The 20,917-nt window shown below is 63.2% G+C and carries 20 protein-coding genes; 10 read left to right on the top strand and 10 right to left on the bottom strand.

From position 1 onward, the window contains the following. Positions 1-81 precede the first annotated feature (81 nt). Together trpA and trpB are read right to left on the bottom strand one after the other, a co-directional pair. On the bottom strand, positions 82-891 hold the full coding sequence (gene trpA / locus V6943_RS04140; RefSeq protein WP_340552685.1) for a tryptophan synthase subunit alpha: 810 nt from the start codon (positions 889-891) through the stop codon (positions 82-84). Then, positions 888-2,099 carry a tryptophan synthase subunit beta gene (gene trpB, locus V6943_RS04135; RefSeq protein ID WP_340552684.1) on the bottom strand — a complete coding sequence of 404 codons (1,212 nt, stop codon included), beginning with the start codon at positions 2,097-2,099 and terminating at the stop codon, positions 888-890. The genes trpA and trpB overlap by 4 nt, the downstream gene beginning before the upstream one ends. A 127-nt stretch (positions 2,100-2,226) precedes the next feature. Between trpB and V6943_RS04130 the strand changes: the two genes are divergently transcribed. Beyond that, positions 2,227-3,150, top strand: coding sequence for a LysR family transcriptional regulator (locus V6943_RS04130; RefSeq protein ID WP_340552683.1), 924 nt, complete (start codon positions 2,227-2,229; stop codon positions 3,148-3,150). Positions 3,151-3,344: 194 nt separating this feature from the next. On the opposite strand, the gene galE is transcribed toward V6943_RS04130, so the two are convergent. After that, on the bottom strand, positions 3,345-4,409 hold the full coding sequence (galE, locus tag V6943_RS04125) for a UDP-glucose 4-epimerase GalE (RefSeq protein WP_340552682.1): 1,065 nt from the start codon (positions 4,407-4,409) through the stop codon (positions 3,345-3,347). 858 nt (positions 4,410-5,267) lie between these two features. Here galE and V6943_RS04120 point away from each other — a divergent pair. The 6 genes from V6943_RS04120 to V6943_RS04095 all read left to right on the top strand — a co-directional run bounded on the left by V6943_RS04120 (position 5,268) and on the right by V6943_RS04095 (position 11,363). Next, positions 5,268-6,452, top strand: coding sequence for a glycosyltransferase family 1 protein (locus V6943_RS04120; RefSeq protein ID WP_340552681.1), 1,185 nt, complete (start codon positions 5,268-5,270; stop codon positions 6,450-6,452). Then, positions 6,440-7,681, top strand: coding sequence for a UDP-galactopyranose mutase (gene glf, locus V6943_RS04115; protein WP_340552680.1), 1,242 nt, complete (start codon positions 6,440-6,442; stop codon positions 7,679-7,681). Before V6943_RS04120 ends, glf begins: the two co-directional genes overlap by 13 nt. Positions 7,682-7,694: 13 nt before the next feature. Beyond that, the gene (locus tag V6943_RS04110) at positions 7,695-8,849 is read left to right on the top strand and encodes a beta-glucosidase (protein ID WP_340552679.1); all 1,155 of its coding nucleotides are present in this window, start codon (positions 7,695-7,697) and stop codon (positions 8,847-8,849) included. Continuing rightward, complete coding sequence (locus V6943_RS04105; RefSeq protein ID WP_340552678.1) at positions 8,846-10,651, top strand: ABC transporter ATP-binding protein; 1,806 nt, start codon at positions 8,846-8,848, stop codon at positions 10,649-10,651. The genes V6943_RS04110 and V6943_RS04105 overlap by 4 nt, the downstream gene beginning before the upstream one ends. Continuing rightward, on the top strand, positions 10,648-10,863 hold the full coding sequence (locus V6943_RS04100) for a KTSC domain-containing protein (protein ID WP_340552677.1): 216 nt from the start codon (positions 10,648-10,650) through the stop codon (positions 10,861-10,863). Before V6943_RS04105 ends, V6943_RS04100 begins: the two co-directional genes overlap by 4 nt. A gap of 284 nt (positions 10,864-11,147) precedes the next feature. Continuing rightward, positions 11,148-11,363 carry a dodecin gene (locus tag V6943_RS04095; protein ID WP_340552676.1) on the top strand — a complete coding sequence of 72 codons (216 nt, stop codon included), beginning with the start codon at positions 11,148-11,150 and terminating at the stop codon, positions 11,361-11,363. A 124-nt stretch (positions 11,364-11,487) separates the two neighbouring features. Here V6943_RS04095 and V6943_RS04090 read toward each other — a convergent pair whose 3' ends face one another. From V6943_RS04090 to V6943_RS04080, 3 genes are all read right to left on the bottom strand, one after another. Then, positions 11,488-12,483, bottom strand: coding sequence for an LLM class flavin-dependent oxidoreductase (locus tag V6943_RS04090; RefSeq protein ID WP_340552675.1), 996 nt, complete (start codon positions 12,481-12,483; stop codon positions 11,488-11,490). Between the two features lie 28 nt (positions 12,484-12,511). Next, positions 12,512-12,922, bottom strand: coding sequence for a PA0061/PA0062 family lipoprotein (locus tag V6943_RS04085; protein WP_340552674.1), 411 nt, complete (start codon positions 12,920-12,922; stop codon positions 12,512-12,514). A 284-nt stretch (positions 12,923-13,206) separates the two neighbouring features. Then, positions 13,207-13,632 (bottom strand): PA0061/PA0062 family lipoprotein, encoded by a 426-nt coding sequence (locus tag V6943_RS04080; protein WP_131649217.1) that lies wholly within the window; start codon positions 13,630-13,632, stop codon positions 13,207-13,209. A 135-nt stretch (positions 13,633-13,767) separates the two neighbouring features. Between V6943_RS04080 and V6943_RS04075 the strand changes: the two genes are divergently transcribed. From V6943_RS04075 to V6943_RS04065, 3 genes are all read left to right on the top strand, one after another. Beyond that, positions 13,768-14,826: an aminopeptidase gene (locus tag V6943_RS04075; protein WP_340553025.1), complete on the top strand. Its 1,059-nt coding sequence runs from the start codon at positions 13,768-13,770 to the stop codon at positions 14,824-14,826. A 241-nt stretch (positions 14,827-15,067) separates the two neighbouring features. Next, positions 15,068-16,243 (top strand): hypothetical protein, encoded by a 1,176-nt coding sequence (locus V6943_RS04070; protein ID WP_340552673.1) that lies wholly within the window; start codon positions 15,068-15,070, stop codon positions 16,241-16,243. An 11-nt stretch (positions 16,244-16,254) separates the two neighbouring features. Beyond that, positions 16,255-16,977, top strand: a complete 723-nt coding sequence (locus V6943_RS04065; RefSeq protein ID WP_197444810.1) for a ferritin-like domain-containing protein — start codon at positions 16,255-16,257, stop codon at positions 16,975-16,977. A gap of 75 nt (positions 16,978-17,052) precedes the next feature. Here the strand turns inward: V6943_RS04065 and V6943_RS04060 are convergent, their stop codons facing one another. The 4 genes from V6943_RS04060 to V6943_RS04045 all read right to left on the bottom strand — a co-directional run bounded on the left by V6943_RS04060 (position 17,053) and on the right by V6943_RS04045 (position 20,880). Continuing rightward, positions 17,053-18,036, bottom strand: a complete 984-nt coding sequence (locus V6943_RS04060; protein ID WP_340552672.1) for a sulfate/molybdate ABC transporter ATP-binding protein — start codon at positions 18,034-18,036, stop codon at positions 17,053-17,055. Between the two features lie 2 nt (positions 18,037-18,038). Next, complete coding sequence (gene cysW / locus V6943_RS04055) at positions 18,039-18,908, bottom strand: sulfate ABC transporter permease subunit CysW (RefSeq protein ID WP_340553024.1); 870 nt, start codon at positions 18,906-18,908, stop codon at positions 18,039-18,041. 1 nt (position 18,909) lies between these two features. Next, positions 18,910-19,728: a sulfate ABC transporter permease subunit CysT gene (gene cysT / locus V6943_RS04050; RefSeq protein WP_197444811.1), complete on the bottom strand. Its 819-nt coding sequence runs from the start codon at positions 19,726-19,728 to the stop codon at positions 18,910-18,912. Positions 19,729-19,881: 153 nt separating this feature from the next. Then, positions 19,882-20,880 (bottom strand): sulfate ABC transporter substrate-binding protein, encoded by a 999-nt coding sequence (locus tag V6943_RS04045; protein ID WP_197444812.1) that lies wholly within the window; start codon positions 20,878-20,880, stop codon positions 19,882-19,884. Between the last annotated feature and the right edge of the window lie 37 nt (positions 20,881-20,917).

Raw genomic sequence — 20,917 nt, 5'->3', positions numbered from 1 at the left:
CCCACCCTACGGTTCTCAGCTCGCGGACAGTTCCGGAATGTAGGGTGGGCTTTAGCCCACCAATGTGCCTACAAGAGCTGCTCAGGCGCGTGCTTTTCGAACGCCTTCACTCAGCTCCCGACACAATCCCAACACACCCTCGACCGCTTGCTGGCCGCTTTCGGCCTTGGCGATCTGGTCGATCAGCGCGGAGCCGACGACTACGCCATCAGCCAGGCGAGCAATCGCTGCGGCCTGTTCCGGCGTGCGAATACCGAAGCCGATGGCGACGGGCAGATCGGTGTGGCGCTTGAGGCGCGCAACGGCCTCTTCGACATGTTCCAGCGTCGCGGAACCGGCACCGGTCACACCGGCCACCGAGACGTAGTAGACGAAGCCCGAGCTGTTGTTCAATACCACCGGCAGACGTGCGTCGTCGGTGGTCGGGGTGGTCAGGCGGATGAAGTCGATGCCGGCGGCCTGGGCCGGGTCGCAGAGGTCTTCGTTATGTTCCGGCGGCAGGTCGACGACGATCAGTCCATCCACACCGGCTTCCACTGCCTCGGCGATGAAGCGCTCGACGCCCATCTTGTGGATGGGGTTGAAGTAGCCCATCAGCACCAGCGGTGTCTCCTGATTGCCTTTGCGGAACTCGCGGACCATCTGCAAGGTTTTCGCCAGGTCCTGCTTGGCAGCCAGGGCGCGGATATTGGCCAGCTGGATCGCCGGACCATCGGCCATCGGATCGGTGAAGGGCATGCCCAGTTCGATCACTTCGGCACCGGCCTCCGGCAGGCCCTTGAGGATGGCCAGCGAGGTGGCGTAGTCCGGGTCGCCGGCGGTGATGAAGGTCACCAGCGCGGCGCGGTTTTCCTGCTGCAGCTGGGCGAAGCGCGTCTGCAAGCGACTCATATGTGTTCTTCCTGTTCAGCAAAGTGGTGCATGACGGTCTGCATGTCCTTGTCACCACGACCGGACAGGTTGACCACCATCAGATGATCCTTGGGCAGGTTCGGCGCACGCTTGAAGACTTCGGCCAGCGCGTGGGAGGACTCCAGCGCGGGGATAATGCCTTCCAGACGGCAGCACTTGTGGAAGGCATCCAGCGCCTCCTGATCGGTGATCGAGGTGTACTCGACGCGGCCGATGTCATGCAGCCAGGCGTGCTCGGGGCCGATGCCGGGGTAGTCGAGGCCGGCAGAAATCGAGTGGGCGTCGATGATCTGGCCGTCGTCGTCCTGCAAGAGAAAGGTGCGGTTGCCGTGCAGTACGCCGGGCACACCGCCGTTGAGGCTGGCGGCATGCTTGCCGGATTCAATGCCATGGCCGGCCGCTTCCACGCCGATGATCTCTACGCTCTGGTCATCGAGGAATGGGTGGAACAGGCCCATGGCGTTGGAGCCGCCGCCGATACAGGCAACCAGCGAGTCGGGCAGGCGACCTTCCTGAGCTTGCAGTTGATCGCGGGTTTCCTTGCCGATCACCGCCTGGAAGTCGCGGACCATGGCCGGGTAGGGGTGCGGGCCGGCGACGGTGCCGATCAGGTAGAAGGTGTTGTGGACGTTGGTCACCCAGTCGCGCAGGGCTTCGTTCATGGCATCTTTCAGCGTGCCGGTGCCGGCGGTGACCGGGATCACTTCGGCGCCGAGCAGCTTCATGCGGAAGACGTTGGCCTGCTGGCGCTCGATGTCGGTGGTGCCCATGTAGATCACGCACTGCATGCCGAAGCGCGCGGCCACGGTGGCAGTGGCCACGCCGTGCATGCCGGCGCCGGTCTCGGCGATGATGCGCTGCTTGCCCATGCGCCGGGCCAGCAGGATCTGGCCGATGCAGTTGTTGATCTTGTGCGCGCCGGTGTGATTGAGCTCCTCACGCTTCAAGTAGATCTTCGCGCCGCCACAGGCCTCGGTCAGGCGCTCGGCGAAATACAGCGGGGAAGGGCGGCCGACGTAGTCGCGCTGGAAGTAGGCCAGCTCTTTGGCGAACTCTGGATCCTGCTTGGCTTTTTCATATTCGGCGGCCAACTCATGAATGAGCGGCATCAGAGTTTCGGCGACGTACTGACCGCCGAAGTGGCCGAACAGGCCCTTGGCATCAGGGCCGCTGCGGAATGAGGTCATGGTCATCTCCTGCGGGAATGGGTGGCGGCAATCGATTCCAGCAATTGCGCGATGGGCTGGAAATTAACCGAGTCTGACGCGGATAAAAAGCGATAAGATCGCCGCAACCTGTCAGGAAATCTCACCGATGAGCCAAGACCTTCCTCCTCTTAACGCGCTGCGTGCCTTCGAAGCTGCTGCTCGCCTGCAGAGCGTAAGCCAAGCGGCAGCGGAGCTCAGTGTGACCCACGGTGCCGTCAGCCGACAGATTCGGCTGCTCGAAGATGACCTGGGCGTCGCGCTGTTCAGCAAGGAAGGCCGCGGCGTAAAACTCACCGATGCAGGGCTGCGGCTGCGCGACTCGGCGGGCGAGGCGTTCGAGCGGCTGCGCAGCACCTGCGCCGAATTGCGCCAGCAAACGGTCGATGCACCTTTCGTGCTCGGCTGTCCCGGCAGCCTGCTGGCGCGCTGGTTCATTCCCCGACTCGATCGGCTTAACCGTGAGCTGCCGGATCTGCATCTGCAGTTATCCGCCAGTGAAGGTGAGCTGGACCCGCGCAAGCCTGGTCTGGATGCCACTCTGTGGTACGCCGAGCCGCCGTGGCCGGCGGACATGCAGGTGTTCGAGCTGGCTGCCGAATGCATCGGCCCGGTGCTCAGTCCGCATCATCCGAATTGCGCCAAGCTGCGTCAGGCGCCGGTCTCGGTACTACTCGACGAAGCAGTGCTATACCCCACATCCCGGCCGCAGGCGTGGCCGGCCTGGGCGCAGGGCAACGGTATCGACCCGGCCCGTCTGAAGATGGGACAGGGCTTCGAACACCTCTACTTTCTATTGGAAGCGGCGCTGGCCGGCTTGGGTGTGGCCATCGCTCCGCAACAATTGGTTGCCGACGACGTACGCCAGGGGCGCTTGCTGGCGCCTTGGGGGTTCGTGGAGACCCGCGCCAAGCTGGCGCTGTGGGTGCCGGCGCGGCGGGTGAATCGGCGGGCGGAGCGGTTGGCCGAATGGCTGCGCAACGAGCAGGCCGGCACCGAATCAGTGGAAAGTAGCCTTGGCAGGACTAGGTAGCAGGCTGCGGTGGGCTGAAGCCCTCCCTACAAAGCTGAATACGCACTGTAATGCCGTCGGGTGGCTGGGCGGCGTTCCGCTTCAGCCCAGCGAAATTTGGTCGAACCCGCTGGCCGGGGTAGCAGGTAGGGTGGGCTTTGGCCCACCGTCGTAGGGTCGTCGTGTACTGGTGGGCTGAAGCCCACCCTACGGGTCTAACTCGCCAATGCGGTTTCGGCGGTCGCTGCGACCTTTTCGGCTGGGACTTCCGTCGCATAACCCTGCGGATTACGGCTCTGCCAGCGCCAGGCATCTGTGAGCATCGTCAGCAGATCCTTTTCCGCCTGCCAGCCAAGGTCTTCGCGGGCTTTGCTTGGGGCGGACCAGCATTGGGCAATATCGCCAGGGCGGCGTGCCTTGAAGACATGGGGCAATGGGCGACCAATGACTTCCTCGAATGCGGTGACCATCTGGCGCACCGAGTAGCCACGGCCGGTACCGAGATTCCAGACCGATACGCCGCGAACCAGATCCAGCCGCTCCAGTGCCTTGAGATGACCCTTGGCGAGGTCGACGACGTGGATATAGTCGCGCACGCCGGTGCCGTCCGGGGTCGGGTAGTCGGCGCCGTAGATGCTCAGCTGCTTGCGCCGACCGACCGCCACCTGAAGCATGTAGGGCAGCAGATTGTTGGGAATGCCGTTGGGGTCTTCGCCGATCAGGCCGGATTCGTGCGCGCCGATGGGATTGAAGTAGCGCAACAGGGCGATCGACCAGCGTGGGTCGGACTCGGCCAGCCCCTTGAGCACGTTTTCGGCCATCAGCTTGGACTGGCCATAGGGGTTGGTCGGTATGCCGGTCGGGCATTTCTCGGTGATCGGCATCCGCGGCGAGTCGCCGTAGACGGTCGCCGACGAACTGAATACCAGCCTGAAGATGCCAGCTTCGGCCATCGCCTGGCACAACGCGATGCTGCCGCTGACGTTGGTCTCGTAATAGCGCAGGGGTTCGCGCACGCTTTCGCCCACCGCCTTGAGGCCGGCGAAATGCAGCACGGCGGTCACAGGATAGGAGGCGAACAGCGCGTTGAGCAGCGACCGGTTGCGCACGTCGCCTTTGACGAATTGCACCTTGCGACCGGACAACGCCTCGACCCGGTCCAGCGCCACCTTGGAGCTATTGCATAGATTGTCCAGCACCAGCACCTCATGGCCCGCCAGGAGCAGCTCCAGCACTGCATGGGACCCGATGTAGCCAGCTCCTCCCGTTACCAGAATCATGTTTCCACCTCGCGTGAGAATTCTTTCGACGCGCACGGAGACTGCGGCTGGCCGTATGAGCGCGGTCGCTGCATGGATCTCCAGGGTTGGGTTCGGCGAACCGGGCGGTGCTACTGCAAGAGCACGCTGCGCCGGTGCCGGGGTAAATCATGCGTCCTGTGATAAGGACGGGAGAGTTGCGGCCAAGTTCCAACGAGACGACCGCCAGCCGATGACCGACCGCTTTGCCGGATAACGCGCGGCTGAAAAGAGCGCGGATGAACAAGGCGCCGCGACCCGTGGAGTGCGCTCCGCGCACCAAGAACGGCTGAACCCAGAAAGCGTGCTCAAGCGCAACGTCGTGCCCGGCCCGAACGCCGGTTGGTGCGTGGAACGCACCCTACGAATGATGCCGCCCCGAAGATTGCCCAGGTTCTTCTGGGCGCCAGTCCGGTAGGGTGCGCTCCGCGCACCAAGCGCTGCTGAAACCAGGCAACAGGCTCAAGCGCAACGTCATGCCCGGCCCGAACTCCGCATGGTGCGTGGAACGCACCCTGCGAATGATGCCGTCCCGTGAGTGGCGCAGGTTCGACTGAAGCGTCAGCGCCAGAGCGAATGCGCGAAAGAGGCGTTGTAGAGGCTTCAGGCGAACCTTGGACAGAAGCCTTCGACATTGCATCGCCGAGCGCTCTCATGCACCGCAACCCGGCAAAGGGAACCTTGACTTGCCCGGCGTCGTCCATAACCCGCGGGCTGCGCTTGGTACGCCACGAGCGTCATAGGCAGCGAGCCCCGACATTTATGTGTTTGCGCAGGCAGCGCGGGCCAATGCGATGCAGCAGAACGGACTCTGAAGATTTCGCGATCCGAGAGGTGTTCATGAGCTGGGCCGGCCCTTATCAATACGAGATTGGAAAATCCCCCGAGAAGCAGGAGACGCCGCCCGAAGTCGTTTTCGATGAGCAGGTTCCGACTCTGCTGTGTCTCTCGCATCTTCGCTGGAGCTTCGTCTATCAGCGTCCGCAGCACCTAATGTCGCGGTTCGCGCGGGACTTCAACGTGCTCTTTTTCGAAGAGCCCATCCCCACCGAAGACGCCCAGCCCTGGCTGGAAGTCCGCCCGGAAGAGAACGGTGTGCAGGTACTGATTCCCCGTCTTCCCCAGGGTTGCGGCGGCGAGACGGCCCTGCGCGTCCAGCGCGACCTGCTCGATGGTTACCTGGCCAAGCTCGGCGTCAATGACCTGATGCTCTGGTACTACACGCCGATGGCGCTCGGTTACGCCGGCCACTTGAAGCCCAAGCTCACCGTCTATGACTGCATGGACGAACTCTCCGCGTTTCGCGGCGCGCCGCCCGAGCTGGTGGAGCGTGAGCGGGAATTGCTGCAGCGTGCCGACGTGGTGTTCACCGGCGGTTACAGCATCTGGGAGGCCAAGCGCGAACTGCATGACAACGCTCACGCCTTTCCCAGCAGCGTCGATGTGGCGCACTTCGCCGAGGCCCGCCGGACCCAGGCCGATCCCGACGATCAGGCGGAAATCCCGCACCCGCGGCTGGGCTTCTACGGGGTGATCGACGAGCGCTTCGATATCCAACTGGTGGCCGAAGTCGCCGAGAAGCGTCCCGACTGGCAGTTCGTGCTCATCGGGCCGGTGGTCAAGATCGACCCGGCGGAGCTGCCGCAGCGCGACAACATTCACTACCTGGGCGGCAAAACCTACGACGAATTGCCCCGGTATCTGTCCGGCTGGGAGGTGGCGATCATGCCGTTCGCCATGAATGAATCGACACGCTTCATTAGCCCGACCAAGACCCCCGAATACCTGGCCGGCGGTTGCCCGGTGGTGTCCACACCGATCAGGGACGTGGTGCGCACCTACGGTGATACCGAGATCGTCCATATCGCCGACAGCCCCGATGCGTTCATCGCCGCGGTGGAGCAAGCGCTCGTCGACAGCCAGGACCGTGACCGCCTGTTGAAAACCGCTGATGAGATCCTCGGCGACATGTCCTGGGATCACACCTCGGCCCTGATGAAGGAGAAGATGCAATGCGCGATCTGAGCCTGCGAGACAGCAATCCCGAACACGCAGGCGGTGGCGCCAGCGATCATTCTTCCAGCCGTCGGCGCGGTTTCGACTACCTCATCGTCGGCGCCGGATTCGCCGGCAGTGTACTGGCCGAGCGGCTGGCTGCCGGGCTGAACAAGCGCGTGCTGGTGGTCGACCGGCGACCGCATATCGGCGGCAACGCCTATGACCATTACGATGAAGCCGGCGTGCTGATCCACCGCTACGGGCCGCACATCTTCCACACCAACGCCCAGCGCATCGTCGACTACCTCTCGCGGTTCACCGAGTGGCGGCCGTACGAGCATCGCGTGCTGGCGCAGGTGGACGGCCAGGAAGTGCCGATCCCGATCAACATGACCACGCTGAACAAGCTCTACGGCCTGAACATGACCACCGAAGAGGAGGCGGCTGACTTTCTCGCTAGCCGTGCCGAGCCGGTGGCGGACATCCAGACCAGTGAAGACGTGGTGATCAACGGCATCGGACGTGAGCTATATCAGAAATTCTTCCGCGGCTATACGCGCAAGCAGTGGGGGCTGGACCCGTCGCAGCTGGACAAATCGGTGACCTCGCGCATCCCCACACGCACCAACACCGACGATCGCTACTTCACCGACACCTTCCAGCAGATGCCCAAGCACGGCTACACCAAGATGTTCGAGAAGATGCTCGCGCACCCGAACATCAAGGTGATGATCAACACTGATTACCGCGAGATCCGCGACGAGGTGCAGCACGACCACCTGATCTTCTGCGGGCCGATTGACGAATACTTCGACTACCGCTTCGGCAAGCTGCCGTACCGTTCGCTGAAGTTCGAGCACAAGCAGCTCGATCAGGAGCAATTCCAGGCGGTCGGCACGGTCAACTACCCGAGCGAGGATGTGCCCTACACGCGCATCAGCGAGTACAAGCACCTCACCGGTCAGGTTCATCCGAAGACCAGCATCACCTACGAATACCCCTCGGCTGAAGGCGATCCCTACTACCCGATTCCACGGCCGGAAAATGCCGAGCTGTACAAGCGCTACCAGAAGCTCGCCGACGAAACCCCAGGCGTCACCTTCGTCGGTCGCCTCGGCACCTACAAGTACTACAACATGGATCAGGTCGTGGGCCAGGCGCTGGCGCTGTACAAGCGCATCGAGGAGGCCGAGCGCGGCCCAGAACCCGGCGAGAGCGTTGAACACAGCCAGTCGCTGGCTGAACAAGCACCCTGAGGCGAGGCGTACGATGCATCAGCCCACGTTGTTCAAGAGTTTTTTCATGGGCGGCTTCGAATGCTCGAACCACCGCCGTAGCGATGGGCGGCGTCTCGATCTGCTGGCCGCCACCGGCCATGACCGCTGGGCTGCGCATGACTATGGCGTACTCCAGCGCCACGGTTTGCGTAGCGTGCGGGACGGGCTGCGCTGGCACCTGATCGAACGCGCGCCTGGTCAATACGACTGGTCGAGCTTCCTGCCGATGCTGCAGGCCGCGCAGCGTCATGGCACCCAGGTGATCTGGGATCTGTGCCACTACGGCTGGCCGGACGACATCGATATCTGGCGGCCGCAGTTCGTTGAGCGTTTCGCCCGTTACGCGGCGGCGGCGGCGCAGCTGATCAAGGACGAAACCGACACGGTGCCCTTCTACGCGCCGCTCAATGAAATCTCCTTCTGGGCCTGGGCTGGCGGCGACGAAGCCTATTTCAATCCGATGGCGCGCGGTCGCGGCTTCGAGCTCAAACATCAGCTGGTGCGCGCCACCATCGCCGCGATGCAGGCGATCCGCGACGTCGAACCACGGGCACGTTTCGTCCAGGTCGACCCGGCCATTCACGTAGCGGCGGCCAACGACCGCCCCGGGCCGCAGCGTGAGGCCGAGCGTTTTCGCCAATCGCAGTTCGAAGCTTGGGACATGCTATGCGGTGAAATCTGGCCGGGCCTCGGCGGTGCGCCGGAATACCTCGACGTGCTGGGCGTCAATTACTACTCCAACAACCAGTGGTATCACGGCGATGGCCGCACCATCGAGCGCGACAGTCCTGACTATCGGCCCTTCAAAGGCATCCTCAGCGAAATATGGCAGCGTTACAAACGGCCCTTGCTGATCGCCGAAACCGGTGCCGAGGGCGACTTGCGCGGCGACTGGCTGCGCTACGTCAGCGAGCAGGCGGGGCTGGCCATGCAGCGCGGTGTGCCGGTAGAAGGCATCTGTCTCTATCCGGTGCTCGACTACCCAGGCTGGACCGACGACCGCCATTGTCCAGTCGGGCTGTTGGGCTTTCCCGATGAAAACGGCAACCGCTGCGTGCACGAAGGGCTGGCCGATGAGCTGCGCCTGCAACAGTTGAGATTTAGCCAGTTCAACGCCACGCTGCCACTCGCCGAAGCATTGCCATGAACGTACCGGCCCAGCCGCCCAAAGCGAAACTCCAGGAGGCGCCGCTTCCAAGCCGGCCGGTGGCCTTTCTCTGGCATTACATCTGTGGTCGACCGTGGCATTTCAGCGGCTTGCTGGCGCTGATCATCGGCGCCGCCAGTTGTGCGGTGGCGGTGCAGTACGGCATGAAATTGCTGGTGGACGCCATGGCCCAAGGCAGTTCGGATCGAGGCGCTGCCAACGTCTGGTTTCCGTTGGGGCTGTTCATCAGCCTGATCGTCATCGAAAACGTGTTCTGGCGCCTCGGCGGCTGGCTCGGCTGCCGCACGGTGGTGGCCAGCGTGGTGGACATCCGCGTCGATCTGTTCAAGCACCTGACCGGCCACCCGATGCGCTATTTCACTGAGCATTTCGCCGGCTCGCTGGGCAATCGAATTTCTGCGGTCGGCCAGGCGGCCGGCGCGATTTATGGCGGATTGGCGTGGAAAATCGTCCCGCCGATCGTCGATTTCATCGGCGCCGTGGTAGTGCTGCTGACGGTCGACGTGCGCATGGCGGTAGCGCTGATCCTCTTCGTCGCCATCGTCGCCGCGCTGATCACCGGGTTCGGCATTCGTGGCCGCTCCAAGCATCAGCGGTTCGCTGCACAGTCGGCACGGGTCGGCGGTGAATTGGTCGATGCGGTCTCCAACGTCTGGACCATCAAGGCGTTTTCCGCGCGCGATCGTGAGGCCGAACGCCTGGCTCATGAGATCGGCTATGAAGCCCGCGCCCAGCGGCGCAGTTGGATGTACTTGGAAAAAGCGCGGGTCATGCACGACATCTGCTTGTCGGTGATGGCCGGCGGCATGTTGATCTGGGCCATCAAGCTGTGGATCGGCGGGGAAGTAACCGCGGGTGATGTGGTGCTGGTCAGCGCACTAACCTTCCGCATCCTGCATGGCTCGCGCGATCTGGCGCTGGCGCTGGTGGACGCCACTCAGCAGATCGGCGCCATCGACGACACCCTGCGCATCATCGTCCAGCCGCACGGCCTGGAAGACAGCGACGCTCAGCTGTTGCTGGCCGAAGGCGATATCACCTTCGAAAACATCAGCTTCAGCTATCCCGATCGCGGCGCGGTGTTCGAGCAGCTGGACCTGCACATTCCGGCCGGGCAAAAGGTCGGCGTGGTGGGCTCCTCGGGGGCTGGCAAGTCGACGTTGATCAACCTCATCCAGCGCCTTGATGACGTGAATGACGGGCGCGTCCTCATCGACGGTCAGGACATTCGTAGCGTCAGCCAGGACAGCCTGCGCGAGAAGATCGCCGTAGTGCCGCAGGAAACCGCATTGTTCAACCGCAGCATTCGCGAAAACATCCGCTACGGCCGCCCAGGCGCTACCGACGAGGAAGTGATCGCCGCCGCGCGCAACGCCTTCTGCGACGCCTTCATCCGCGAGCTGCCGCAGGGTTACGACACGCTGGTCGGCGAGCGCGGCGTGATGCTCTCCGGCGGTCAGCGTCAGCGCTTGGGCATCGCCCGCGCCTTCCTCAAGGATTCACCGATCCTGATCCTCGATGAGGCCACCTCGGCGCTCGATACCCAGTCCGAGGCCGAGATCCAGGCGGCGCTGAACAACCTGGTGCACAACCGTACCGTGGTGGCAGTGGCGCATCGCCTGTCCACGCTGTCGAGCTTCGACCGGATCATCGTGCTGCGTGAAGGACGCATCGTCGAGGACGGCCCGCCACATGAATTGCGCAGCCGGGGCGGCGAGTTCGACGCGCTGTGGCGGATGCAGGCCGAAGGCTTCAAGCAGCAACCTGATCCAGCTATATGAAGCGCGTCGCGGTGAGTTCGCGCAGCCTGCGCTCGCTGGGCTACGACCCTGACGAACAGGCACTGGAAGTGGAGTTTCACAACGGCTCGGTCTATCGCTACGAGCAGGTACCAGCCGAGGTGGTGCAGGCGCTGCTCGAAGCGGATTCGCTGGGGCGGTATTTCAATCAGGTGTTCAAGCCGCAGCACTACCGCTACCTCCGGCTGAAATAGGGTGGGCCGCGCGCCCCGGATCCGCAGGCGGCCCGATACATCGTCGGTGCGCGGAGCGCACCCTAGTTCGTGATCGTGTCAATTGCCCAGGCGGCTCCGTAGGGTGGGCTTTAGCCCACAAACGAGGCCGGCGCCGCTGGTGGGCTGAAGCCCTCCCTACTAGCTGCCCTCCGTACCGACGTGATTGAAGCGTTGCGCTGAACTTCCGCGCCACTGTGCGGGCCTCAATCAGACAGGATGCGTCACCACCGAGCGGAGGCTCCTCAGATCAGAAGGGGAAATCTATGTCGGATCATCACACCTACAAGAAGATCGAAATCGTCGGTTCGTCGCGCACCAGTGTCGATGAAGCGATTCAGAACGGCATCGCCGAAGCCAGCAAGACGCTACGCAACGTCGAATGGTTCGAGGTCGGCGAAATTCGCGGCCATGTCGAGAACGGCCAGATCGGCCATTTCCAGGTCACCATGAAAGTCGGCTTCCGCCTCGCCGATAGCTGATCGGCGTTGTTGTTGGCTGCTGGGTGGTGGGCTGAAGCCCACCCTACATAGGAGCGGAACACTGCCGGCCGGTAGGGTGGGCCGGGCGGCGCTCCGCTTCAGCCCACCAGGCTCACTTCAGTCCTCACCGCAACCCGGCAAGGATCTCGAACGCGCGGTGACGGTCGGCGGTTTCGTAGAAATCGCAGGTGAAGATCAGCTCGTCGGCCCCGGTCTGCTCCAGCAGAATCTCCAGCCGCGCGCGGATCTTTTCCGGGCCGCCGATCAGCGCCATGCCGAGGAAATTGCCCACCGCGTCCTGCTCGTGTGGCAGCCATTTGCCCTGCATGCTCTGCACCGGCGGCACCAGTACCAAGCTCTGGCCACGGATCAGCGCCAGGATGCGTTGGTAGGCGGTGGTCGCCAGGTACTCGGCCTGCTCGTCGGTGTCGGCGGCCATCAGCGGCACGCCAAGCATCACGTAGGGTTTTTCGAGCACCTCGGACGGCTGGAAATTCTCGCGGTACAGGCGAATCGCTTCATGGGCGTAACGCGGCGCGAAGTGCGAGGCGAAGGCGTAGGGCAGGCCTTTGGCGGCGGCCAGTTGCGCACTGAACAGGCTGGAGCCGAGCAGCCAAATCGGCACTTTGCTGCCAACGCCGGGCATGGCGATCACGCGCTGGTTGCGTTGACGCGGGCCGAGCAGTAGCTCCAGCTCCTCGACATCGGCGGGAAAGTCGTCGGCGCTGCCCATGCGGTCGCGGCGCAGGGCGTGGGCGGTGAACTGGTCGGCACCGGGCGCACGGCCCAGACCGAGATCGATTCGCCCCGGGTAAAGCGCTTCCAGCGTGCCGAACTGCTCGGCGATCACCAGCGGCGCGTGGTTGGGCAGCATCACCCCGCCGGCGCCCAGGCGAATCCGCGAGGTGCCGGCCGCCAGATAGCCGATCAATACGGATGTGGCAGCGCTGGCGATACCGTCCATGTTGTGATGTTCGGCCACCCAGAAGCGCTCGAAGCCGAGCTTTTCGACGTGCTGGGCCAGCGCTAGTGAATTGCGCAAGGCGAGACCGGCGTCGCCGTCATCGCGGATCGGCGCCAGGTCGAGGGTGGAAAAACGGGTGTGTTCGATACGGGACATATCTCTTCTCTCTGCTGGCGGGGCGGGCTCAGTAACAGTGCTCCGCTTCGGCGCGGGCCAGTACGTTGTGCTGTTCGTCGCGTAGCCAGCCCTGCGGCGTGAAGCCCAGCGAGCGTGCCTGAAACAGGTAGCGCCGCCCGGCCTGGAAATCGTCATAGCGGATGACCATGGTACAGCGCAGGTATTGGGTTTCGCCGAAAATGCCCATCCCGCCGCTACTGATTTCGAATTCATAACGCGCTTCGAGTTCATGTGCGCCGGGGCTGACCTGGAAATAGCGGCCGTCGGGCGTGCGTTTGTCGTCCAGCTGGTCGGACATGAAGATGTCGCTCGGTTGTGCGCGCAGGTCGACCCAGGCCATGTTCGGATCGGGTGGCGGCAGAGGGCTGGCGCAGCCGGAAAGGCCGGCAAGCACGAACAGGACAAGTGGCAGACGCATGGCGATTCTCCAGCGGTCCGCCGTCAGCCCATTGCTGTGGCGGTCCCTGTCGAGCCTGAGCCAGATCAGGCTGTGTGACAACTACTGCGCTCGGCCATGCTGCGTTAAAAAACAGGCTCGTGCGAGAGTCCGATCAAATGCTCATCTACAGCTCGTAAACCCACGTGCGAGCCCAGTCCGCTGTTTCGCCTGTTTTGGTGGGGACGCCTAGTCGTTGCCTGACCTTCACTCGCTACGTTCTCACGGCCTGAGCGGCAGAGCTTTCAACGGCCGGCAGAGCGAGCTCAGCGGATGGCGACACCGCCGCAACCGCGTTCCGTGGCCTTGGCCAGCAGCTGATCATGCTGGTCGTACAGCCGCGCCCAGGGGCGGAAGCCGTAGCCACCGGCGACCAGGCGATAGCGGGCGCCGGCATCGAAACCGTCGTATTCCAGGGTCAGGCGACAATCACGCTCCAGTGCTTCGCTGTCGCCGCCGACATCGGCCGGCCCCACCTCGAAGAGGTAGCGCATGCCCAACTGATGACTGCCGGGCGTCACCTGAAAGTAGCGGTGATCGTCCAGCGGCCTCGAGTCCACCGCAACGGCCTTGAGTTCGGTTTCGTCACGCGGGGCCAGCTCGATCCAGGCCTGGTTCGGGTCCGGCTGGGGCATCCATAGGGCGCAACCGCCAAGTGTGGACAGCGCGAGAGCAAGGATCAGGATTCGCATGACGAGTCTCCACCGCTGATGGCGCGGTCTGGCTGCGAAGGCTTGGCTGCCTTCGATAGTTGGGCGGGCTTCGATGTCGTTGTAGGCTCAGCGCACCGACCGAGTAGGTCTTCAAATGTGAGCAGGCGTTTGTTCATTTCGAAGCTGAAAACCGCCCTTGTCGACAGCCGAAGCAGGCGCTGGGTTCCGCTGCTGCTGGCCGTTGGTCTGAATGGCTGCAGCACCTATTACGGCCAGCTGGCGGTCGGTCAGCTGGATCTGCTGCGCCAGCGCGAGCCCATCGCCGCCATCATCGACGACCCCCAGCGCGACCCACAGCTGCGTCAGCGACTAAGCCTGGTGCTGCAGGCCAGAGCCTTCGCCAGCAGCGCGCTGGCCTTGCCGGACAACGATAGTTACCGGCGCTATACGGACATCAAGCGGCCCTACGTGGTGTGGAATCTGTTCGCCACCGAGGAGTTTTCCGTCGCGCCGCTGACTCACTGTTTTCCGATCGCCGGTTGCGTCGCCTACCGCGGCTACTACCAGCCGGGGCGGGCACGGGGCGCGGCGGCACTGCTCAAGGCAAAGGGCTACGACACGCTGGTGAGCGGCGTGCAGGCCTACTCGACGCTGGGCTGGTTCGACGACCCGCTGCTCAGTTCCATGCTGCGCTGGGACGATGAGCGTCTGGCCGGGCTGATCTTTCACGAACTGGCGCACCAGCGGCTCTACGTGGCTGGCGACACCGCGTTCAACGAATCCTTTGCATCGTTCGTCGAACGCGAGGGGTTGCGCCAGTGGCGTGCCAGTCGCGGTTTGCCGCCGTTCAGCGACGCGGCTCAAAGACGCTCCGCCGAATTCACCGAGCTGATGCTCGAAACCCGGGCGCGGTTGGCGACGCTGTATGCCAGCAATCTGGACGAATCGGCCATGCGAGCCGCGAAGCAGGCCGAGTTCACGCACCTGCGCCAGGCCTACCGCCAGTTGCGCGACGGCGCCTGGAAGGGTGATCGCCGTTTCGACCGTTGGATGGCCCAGCCGCTGAACAACGCCAGCCTGCTGCCGTTCGGTCTGTACGACGGCTGGGTGCCGGCATTTGCCGCGCTGTTCGAGCAGGTCGACGGTGATTGGGTGCGCTTTTATGCGCGGGTCGAAGCGCTGGGTCGACTGCCCGCCGACGAGCGGGCGCAGCGTCTGAAGGCGCTTCGCTAAAGCGCAGCGCCGCTTGACTCAAAGGCTCGTCCGAGCACGTGTCGGGGCGGGTTTGTCGTTGTTGGTTTCGCACTCGTTCGAAGCGTTTAACGACCGCCACTCGTCGTCTTCACGCATTTCGCGTCCGATCCTGCGGAATTGTTTTCCGCTTTCCTCCGTCCATTTTTTAGGACGTCGGCACCAGCTGCCCGTGATTCAGCTCGTACGTCTATCAAATACAAGCCGTAAAAACGGAGGCTTCATGGACAACCTATCCGGCATTCTTGATAACAAGGGCACGCCGCTCGAAAAGCAGAAATTCACCTGGAAGGAAATGGCGGGTAAGCCGATCAGCAAGCTCGACGACGATGCCTTTACTCGGGTGCGCATCATTCTGATGAACGGAATCGAGGTCGATGCGCTGCGTCTCAAGCATGGTATCGCGCGTATTACTGGCCAATTGCGCGGCCCGCTGGCTGAAATTCGGCGCGTCGAACAGCACCAGGCGACGATGATCAACTGGTTGATTTCCGCCGACCACTCACCGCTGGAAACAACCGTCGCCTACGAGCAGGTCGCCATCGAGGTGACTGCTGCCGTAGCCCAGACCGAACCCGATCCCTATCAGGCTCAGACCTATCGCTTTGGCCTGCTGGAGGACTTCGACCATCTCTACCGCTACGCGGCGATGCTCGACCGCCTCGAAGGCAAGGATGCGAACAATATCCTGCAGGGCTATACGGACATCGTACCTGGCCGGCAAACCTCGGAGCACCATCGCCATCCGACCAACGACCTGCGCGACAGCTACGCCAAGGAAGAGGCGGCACTGATCACCAAGATCCATTGCGCGATGATCACTGCGGCGGAATTCCAGACTCATGATTACTACATGAACGTCGGGCCACTATTCGCCGATCCACTGGCGCGCCAGCTCTATGCCGAGATCGCCTCGGTGGAAGAACAGCATGTGACCCAGTACGGCTCGCTGGCCGACCCTCAGGAGTCGTTCATGGAGAAGTGGCTGGTGCACGAGGCGATGGAAGTCTATGCCTACGCCAGCTGTGCCGAGCAGGAAACCAACCCGCGGATCAAGGCGATCTGGGAGCGCTTCCTCGACTACGAGCTGGGCCACCTCAACATCGCCTGCGAGCACTTCAAGAACATCGAGCGCCGCGATCCGGCGGAAATCCTCGGAGGCCCGTTGCCGAAAATGATCGAGTTCAAGAGCCAGCGCGAGTTCGTCCGCCAGGTTCTCGCTGCTGAGGTCAACCTGCGCACCAGCGGCACCCAGTATGTGGACAAGAGCGAAGAGCCGCAGAACTCCCTCGATTACCGCGCCCAGGTCAACTCAGAAGGTATCGCGTCGAACATCGTGTCGGCCGGTTACCAATGGGCGCCGGGTGGTGAACTCATGCGCGGACGTAAGGCTTCTTGAGGAGAACGAACATGGCAACTGCTGCGAAATTAGGTACCAATTTCACCGGGGTGCAGATGTCCCCGAAGGACACCAAGAGCCTGCTCGAAGCGGTTGAGCAGATCAAACCCGACGTTCCGGGTGACTCCAAAGGCATCATGCTCGAACGCGTCAAGCGCGCCGAAGAGGCTGACCGCATCGGTTCGGTTCCGGTGCCCGGTTCGGCCAAGGGCATGCTCAAGTCGACCTTCGACATGGCGCTGGGCAAGAGCCCGGAATTGCTGGTCGACAAGCTTGGCGAACGGCTGGCGTTCGAGCGCAGCGGGGTACGTCTGTACGACGCGATGATCGCCAAGGCGAAGGCTCTAGGCACAGCGGAATCCGACTTGATCCAGGTGTTGCAGCACATTCGTGACGAAGAGTTCGAGCACATGAACATGGTCGCCGAGGCGATCGAGACGCTGGGCGCTGACCCGACGGCGCAGACGCCTTGCGCCGATGTCGCGGCGGTGAAGTCCATGGGCGTCATGCAGGTGCTGACCGATCCGCGCACCAATATTGCGCAGGGTATGGGCGCACTGCTCACCATCGAGCTGGAGGACAACGCCGCCTGGGAGCTGCTCATCGAGCTAGCCGAAGCAGGCGGCCATCCGAACATCGCCAAAGGCTTTAAAAAGGCGAAGGACCAAGAGGATGACCATCTGGTGAAGATCAAGACGTTGATCCGTCGTGACCTGATAGGCCAGATCAAATAGACAGCGCGTGCGCTTGAAACTTGGCGCGCCTCTTGGGCGCGTCTTTTTTATGGGCGGATTCTTTTATGCACGGAATCAGCGCGGCGGCGCCACCGCGATAGCTGGCTTGAAGAACAGCGTTGCGCCTCGGGCGAGGTCGGTCAGGCTAGCGTGATCATGGGCGACTTCCGCTTCGATGGGCTGCGGTTGCCCCACGACCCTGAGCGTGACGCGAGTGACGGCGCCTAGCGGCCGGATGTCGCGGACTTCCGCGGGTTGGTGGTCGTTGACCCTGTCCCGAGACAAATGAATCTCGTGCGGGCGGAAGAGTACCTGCCGCTCGCCGATCTGCAGCTGATTGGCATCGCCTAGAAAGTGATAGACGAAATCGCTGGCCGGTTGCCGATACACCTCGGCTGGCGAACCGATCTGCTCGACCACGCCTTTATTCATCACCACGATGCGGTCGGCCACTTCCATCGCCTCTTCCTGATCGTGGGTGACGAATACGCTGGTCAAGTGCACCTCCTCGTGCAGGCGTGCCAGCCAGCGGCGCAGCTCCTTGCGCACCTTGGCGTCGAGCGCGCCGAACGGCTCGTCGAGTAGCAGCACCTTGGGCTCCACCGCCAGCGCACGGGCCAGGGCGATGCGTTGGCGTTGGCCACCGGAGAGCTGGTCCGGGTAGCGATCGGCGAGCCAGTCGAGCTGCACCAGGTCGAGCAGTTCGTGGACCTTCTGCTTGATCCGGCTTTCGCTGGGGCGCTCGCGGCGCGGCTTCATGCGCAGGCCGAAGGCGACGTTGTCGAACACCGTCATGTGGCGGAACAGCGCGTAATGCTGAAATACGAAGCCGACGTTGCGATCGCGCACGTCACGCCCGGAAACGTCCTCGCCGTGAAAGACGATGCGGCCACTGTCGGGGGTTTCCAGCCCGGCGATGATCCGCAGCAGAGTGGTCTTGCCGCAGCCGGACGGGCCGAGCAGGGCGACCAGTTCGCCGCTGGTGATGTGCAGGTCGATCTCGTTCAGGGCCTTGAACTGGTGGAATTGCTTGCTGACATTGGTTACTTCGATGGACATGGCTATTCCTCGCCGGCGTTGGCTTTGAGGCGTTGAAGGCGGGACTCGCTCCACTGCTTGAGCAGCAGGATCAGCAGCGCCAGCAGCAACAACAGGCTGGCCACGCTGAAGGCGGCGACGTGGTTGTATTCGTTGTAGAGAATCTCGACATGCAGCGGCAGGGTGTTGGTGTAGCCGCGGATGTGCCCGGACACCACCGACACCGCACCGAACTCGCCCATCGCCCGCGCGGTGCAGAGCACCACGCCGTAGATCAGGCCCCAGCGGATGTTGGGCAGGGTCACGTACCGGAACATCTGCCAGCCGTTGGCGCCGAGCAGGCGCGCCGCTTCTTCCTCCTGCGTGCCCTGTTCCTGCATCAGCGGTATCAGCTCGCGGGCGACGAAGGGCACGGTGACGAATACCGTGGCCAGTACGATGCCAGGCAGGGCGAAAATGATCTGGATGTCGCGGTCGGCCAGCCATTCGCCGAAGAAGCCCTGGGCGCCGAACAGCAGCACGTAGATCAGACCGGCAATCACCGGCGAGACCGAGAAAGGCAGGTCGATCAGCGTGACCAGCAGGCTCTTGCCGGTGAATTCGTACTTGCTCACGCACCAGGCCGCGGCCACGCCGAACAGCAGATTGAGCGGCACTGAAATACCGACCGCGAGCAGGGTGAGTTTCAGCGCGGCGAGGGCGTCGGCTTCGAAAATCGCGCCAAAGAAGGTGCCCAGGCCGAGCTTCAGGGATTCGCTTAGCACCACCAGCAGTGGCAATAGCAAAAACAGCGCGAAGGTCAGCCAGGCGGTGACGATCAGCAGGCGCCGCGCCAGCGGGTTGCCCTGGCGTGTTTTGGCGGCCAGAGGGGCGGACAAGGTTGTGGTGGTCATCTCAGCCATGGGCAATCCTCCGTTGCAGCAGATTGATCGCCAGTAGCAGAACGAAGGACACCAGCAGCATCAGCACGCCGATGGCCGTGGCGCCGTGGTAGTCGTACTGGTCGAGCTTGACCATGATCAGCAGCGGCAGGATCTCGGTCTTCATCGGCATGTTCCCGGCGATGAAAATCACCGAGCCGTATTCGCCGACGCCACGGGCAAAGGCCAGGGAAAACCCCGTCAGCCAGGCCGGCAGTAGAGCCGGCAGCAGCACATGGCGGGCGATCTGCAGCGGCTTGGCGCCGAGGCATGCGGCGGCTTCCTCGACCTCACGCGGAATGTCGGCGAGTACCGGCTGGAGGGTACGGACCACGAAGGGCAGGGTGACGAAGGTCAGTGCCAACGTAATGCCGATGGGCGTGTAGGCAATCTTGAAACCCAGCTCGGCGGCCAGCCGGCCAATCAACCCGTTCGGTGCATAAAGCGCGGTTAGGGCGATGCCGGCCACGGCGGTGGGCAGTGCGAAGGGCAGATCGATCATCGCCTCGATGATCTTGCGTCCGGGGAAGCGATAACGCACCAGCACCCAGGCCAGCAGCGAGCCGATCACGCCATTGATCAGCGCGGCGATAAAGGCGGTGCTGAAGCTCAGCTTCAGCGCAGCCAGCACGCGGGGCGCGGTGATGATCGTCCAGAACTCAGTCCAGCTAAGCTGCGCCGCATGGACGAACATGGCACCCAGGGGTATCAGCACCAGCAGGCTGAGGTACACAAGGGTGTAACCCAGCGTCAGCCCGAAGCCGGGTATGACGGGGGAGGTTTGACGGGACATGGATCGGCCTTGTCTATTCGAACAATGTTTCGGCTGAAGCGTCACGAGCGCAGCTCAGACAAGGCGAAGACCGGCGAGGGTCGGGGAGTTTACGGGCGGTAAATGAGCAGGCCCGAGCCGGTCTTCAACGAAGTATGAGCAAACGCAGTAGCTTCATTCGGTCTGGTAGATCTGGTCGAAGATGCCGCCATCGTTGAAGAATTTCGGCTGCGCGCTCTTCCAACCGCCGAAGTCGTCATCGATGGTCACCAGCTTCAGCGCGGGGAACTGCTCGGCGAACTCGGCAGCGACCGCCTGGTTGCGTGGGCGGTAGAAGTGCTTGGCGGCGATGCGCTGGCCCTCGTCGCTGTAGAGGTAGTTCAGGTAGGCCTCGGCGACTTCACGGGTGCCCTTGCGCTCGACGTTCTTGTCGACGATTGCCACAGGCGGCTCGGCGAGGATCGACAGCGACGGCGCGACGATCTCGAGCTGGTCGCCGCCTTGTTCCTTGAGCGCGAGGAAGGCTTCGTTCTCCCAGGCCAGCAGCACATCGCCGATCCCGTTGTTGACGAAGGTGATGGTCGAGCCGCGCGCCCCGGTATCGAGCACCGGCACCTGCTTGTAGAGCTGCTCGACATACGTCTGCGCCTTCTCCTCGCTGCCGTATTCCTGCTGGGCCCAGGCCCAGGCGGCGAGGAAGTTCCAGCGCGCGCCGCCGGAGGTTTTCGGGTTGGGGGTGATCACTTCGACGCCGGGCTTGATCAGGTCGTCCCAGTCCTGGATGCCTTTCGGGTTGCCCTTGCGCACCAGGAACACGATGGTCGAGGTATAGGGCGTGCTGGCGTCCGGCAGGCGGGACTGCCAGTCGGCTGGGATGAGCTTGCCGATCCGGTGCAGCTCGTCGATATCGCCGGCCAGCGCCAGTGTCACCACATCGGCACGCAGGCCGTCGATCACCGCGCGGGCCTGTTTGCCCGAGCCGCCATGGGACTGCTGGACGCGCAGAGGCTCATGGCCTTGCGCCTGCCAATGCGTGTTGAAAGCGGCGTTGAAATCGACGTACAGCTCGCGGGTCGGGTCGTAGGACACGTTGAGTAGAGAATCGGCGGCAAGCGCCTGACCGGCGATGAGGGTGCTGGCCAGAACGGCCTGAATGGATTTTCCGATGGACATGAAGGCTCCTTGGCGCATCCCAGTGGATGCGTTGACG

This window comes from Pseudomonas sp. CBC3, from assembly GCF_037967085.1.
GTDB lineage: Bacteria > Pseudomonadota > Gammaproteobacteria > Pseudomonadales > Pseudomonadaceae > Stutzerimonas.
The sequence above is the reverse complement of the archived record's forward strand: the minus strand, read 5'-3'. Positions and strand labels throughout refer to the sequence as shown.

What these genes read in the sequence shown, in the direction of transcription:
- trpA (WP_340552685.1), bottom strand. Translation starts at nt 891, where the DNA reads ATGAGTCGCTTGCAGACGCGCTTCGCCCAGCTGCAGCAGGAAAACCGC.
- trpB (WP_340552684.1), bottom strand. Translation starts at nt 2,099, where the DNA reads ATGACCTCATTCCGCAGCGGCCCTGATGCCAAGGGCCTGTTCGGCCAC.
- V6943_RS04130 (WP_340552683.1), top strand. Translation starts at nt 2,227, where the DNA reads ATGAGCCAAGACCTTCCTCCTCTTAACGCGCTGCGTGCCTTCGAAGCT.
- galE (WP_340552682.1), bottom strand. Translation starts at nt 4,409, where the DNA reads ATGATTCTGGTAACGGGAGGAGCTGGCTACATCGGGTCCCATGCAGTG.
- V6943_RS04120 (WP_340552681.1), top strand. Translation starts at nt 5,268, where the DNA reads ATGAGCTGGGCCGGCCCTTATCAATACGAGATTGGAAAATCCCCCGAG.
- glf (WP_340552680.1), top strand. Translation starts at nt 6,440, where the DNA reads ATGCGCGATCTGAGCCTGCGAGACAGCAATCCCGAACACGCAGGCGGT.
- V6943_RS04110 (WP_340552679.1), top strand. Translation starts at nt 7,695, where the DNA reads ATGCATCAGCCCACGTTGTTCAAGAGTTTTTTCATGGGCGGCTTCGAA.
- V6943_RS04105 (WP_340552678.1), top strand. Translation starts at nt 8,846, where the DNA reads ATGAACGTACCGGCCCAGCCGCCCAAAGCGAAACTCCAGGAGGCGCCG.
- V6943_RS04100 (WP_340552677.1), top strand. Translation starts at nt 10,648, where the DNA reads ATGAAGCGCGTCGCGGTGAGTTCGCGCAGCCTGCGCTCGCTGGGCTAC.
- V6943_RS04095 (WP_340552676.1), top strand. Translation starts at nt 11,148, where the DNA reads ATGTCGGATCATCACACCTACAAGAAGATCGAAATCGTCGGTTCGTCG.
- V6943_RS04090 (WP_340552675.1), bottom strand. Translation starts at nt 12,483, where the DNA reads ATGTCCCGTATCGAACACACCCGTTTTTCCACCCTCGACCTGGCGCCG.
- V6943_RS04085 (WP_340552674.1), bottom strand. Translation starts at nt 12,922, where the DNA reads ATGCGTCTGCCACTTGTCCTGTTCGTGCTTGCCGGCCTTTCCGGCTGC.
- V6943_RS04080 (WP_131649217.1), bottom strand. Translation starts at nt 13,632, where the DNA reads ATGCGAATCCTGATCCTTGCTCTCGCGCTGTCCACACTTGGCGGTTGC.
- V6943_RS04070 (WP_340552673.1), top strand. Translation starts at nt 15,068, where the DNA reads ATGGACAACCTATCCGGCATTCTTGATAACAAGGGCACGCCGCTCGAA.
- V6943_RS04065 (WP_197444810.1), top strand. Translation starts at nt 16,255, where the DNA reads ATGGCAACTGCTGCGAAATTAGGTACCAATTTCACCGGGGTGCAGATG.
- V6943_RS04060 (WP_340552672.1), bottom strand. Translation starts at nt 18,036, where the DNA reads ATGTCCATCGAAGTAACCAATGTCAGCAAGCAATTCCACCAGTTCAAG.
- cysW (WP_340553024.1), bottom strand. Translation starts at nt 18,908, where the DNA reads ATGACCACCACAACCTTGTCCGCCCCTCTGGCCGCCAAAACACGCCAG.
- cysT (WP_197444811.1), bottom strand. Translation starts at nt 19,728, where the DNA reads ATGTCCCGTCAAACCTCCCCCGTCATACCCGGCTTCGGGCTGACGCTG.
- V6943_RS04045 (WP_197444812.1), bottom strand. Translation starts at nt 20,880, where the DNA reads ATGTCCATCGGAAAATCCATTCAGGCCGTTCTGGCCAGCACCCTCATC.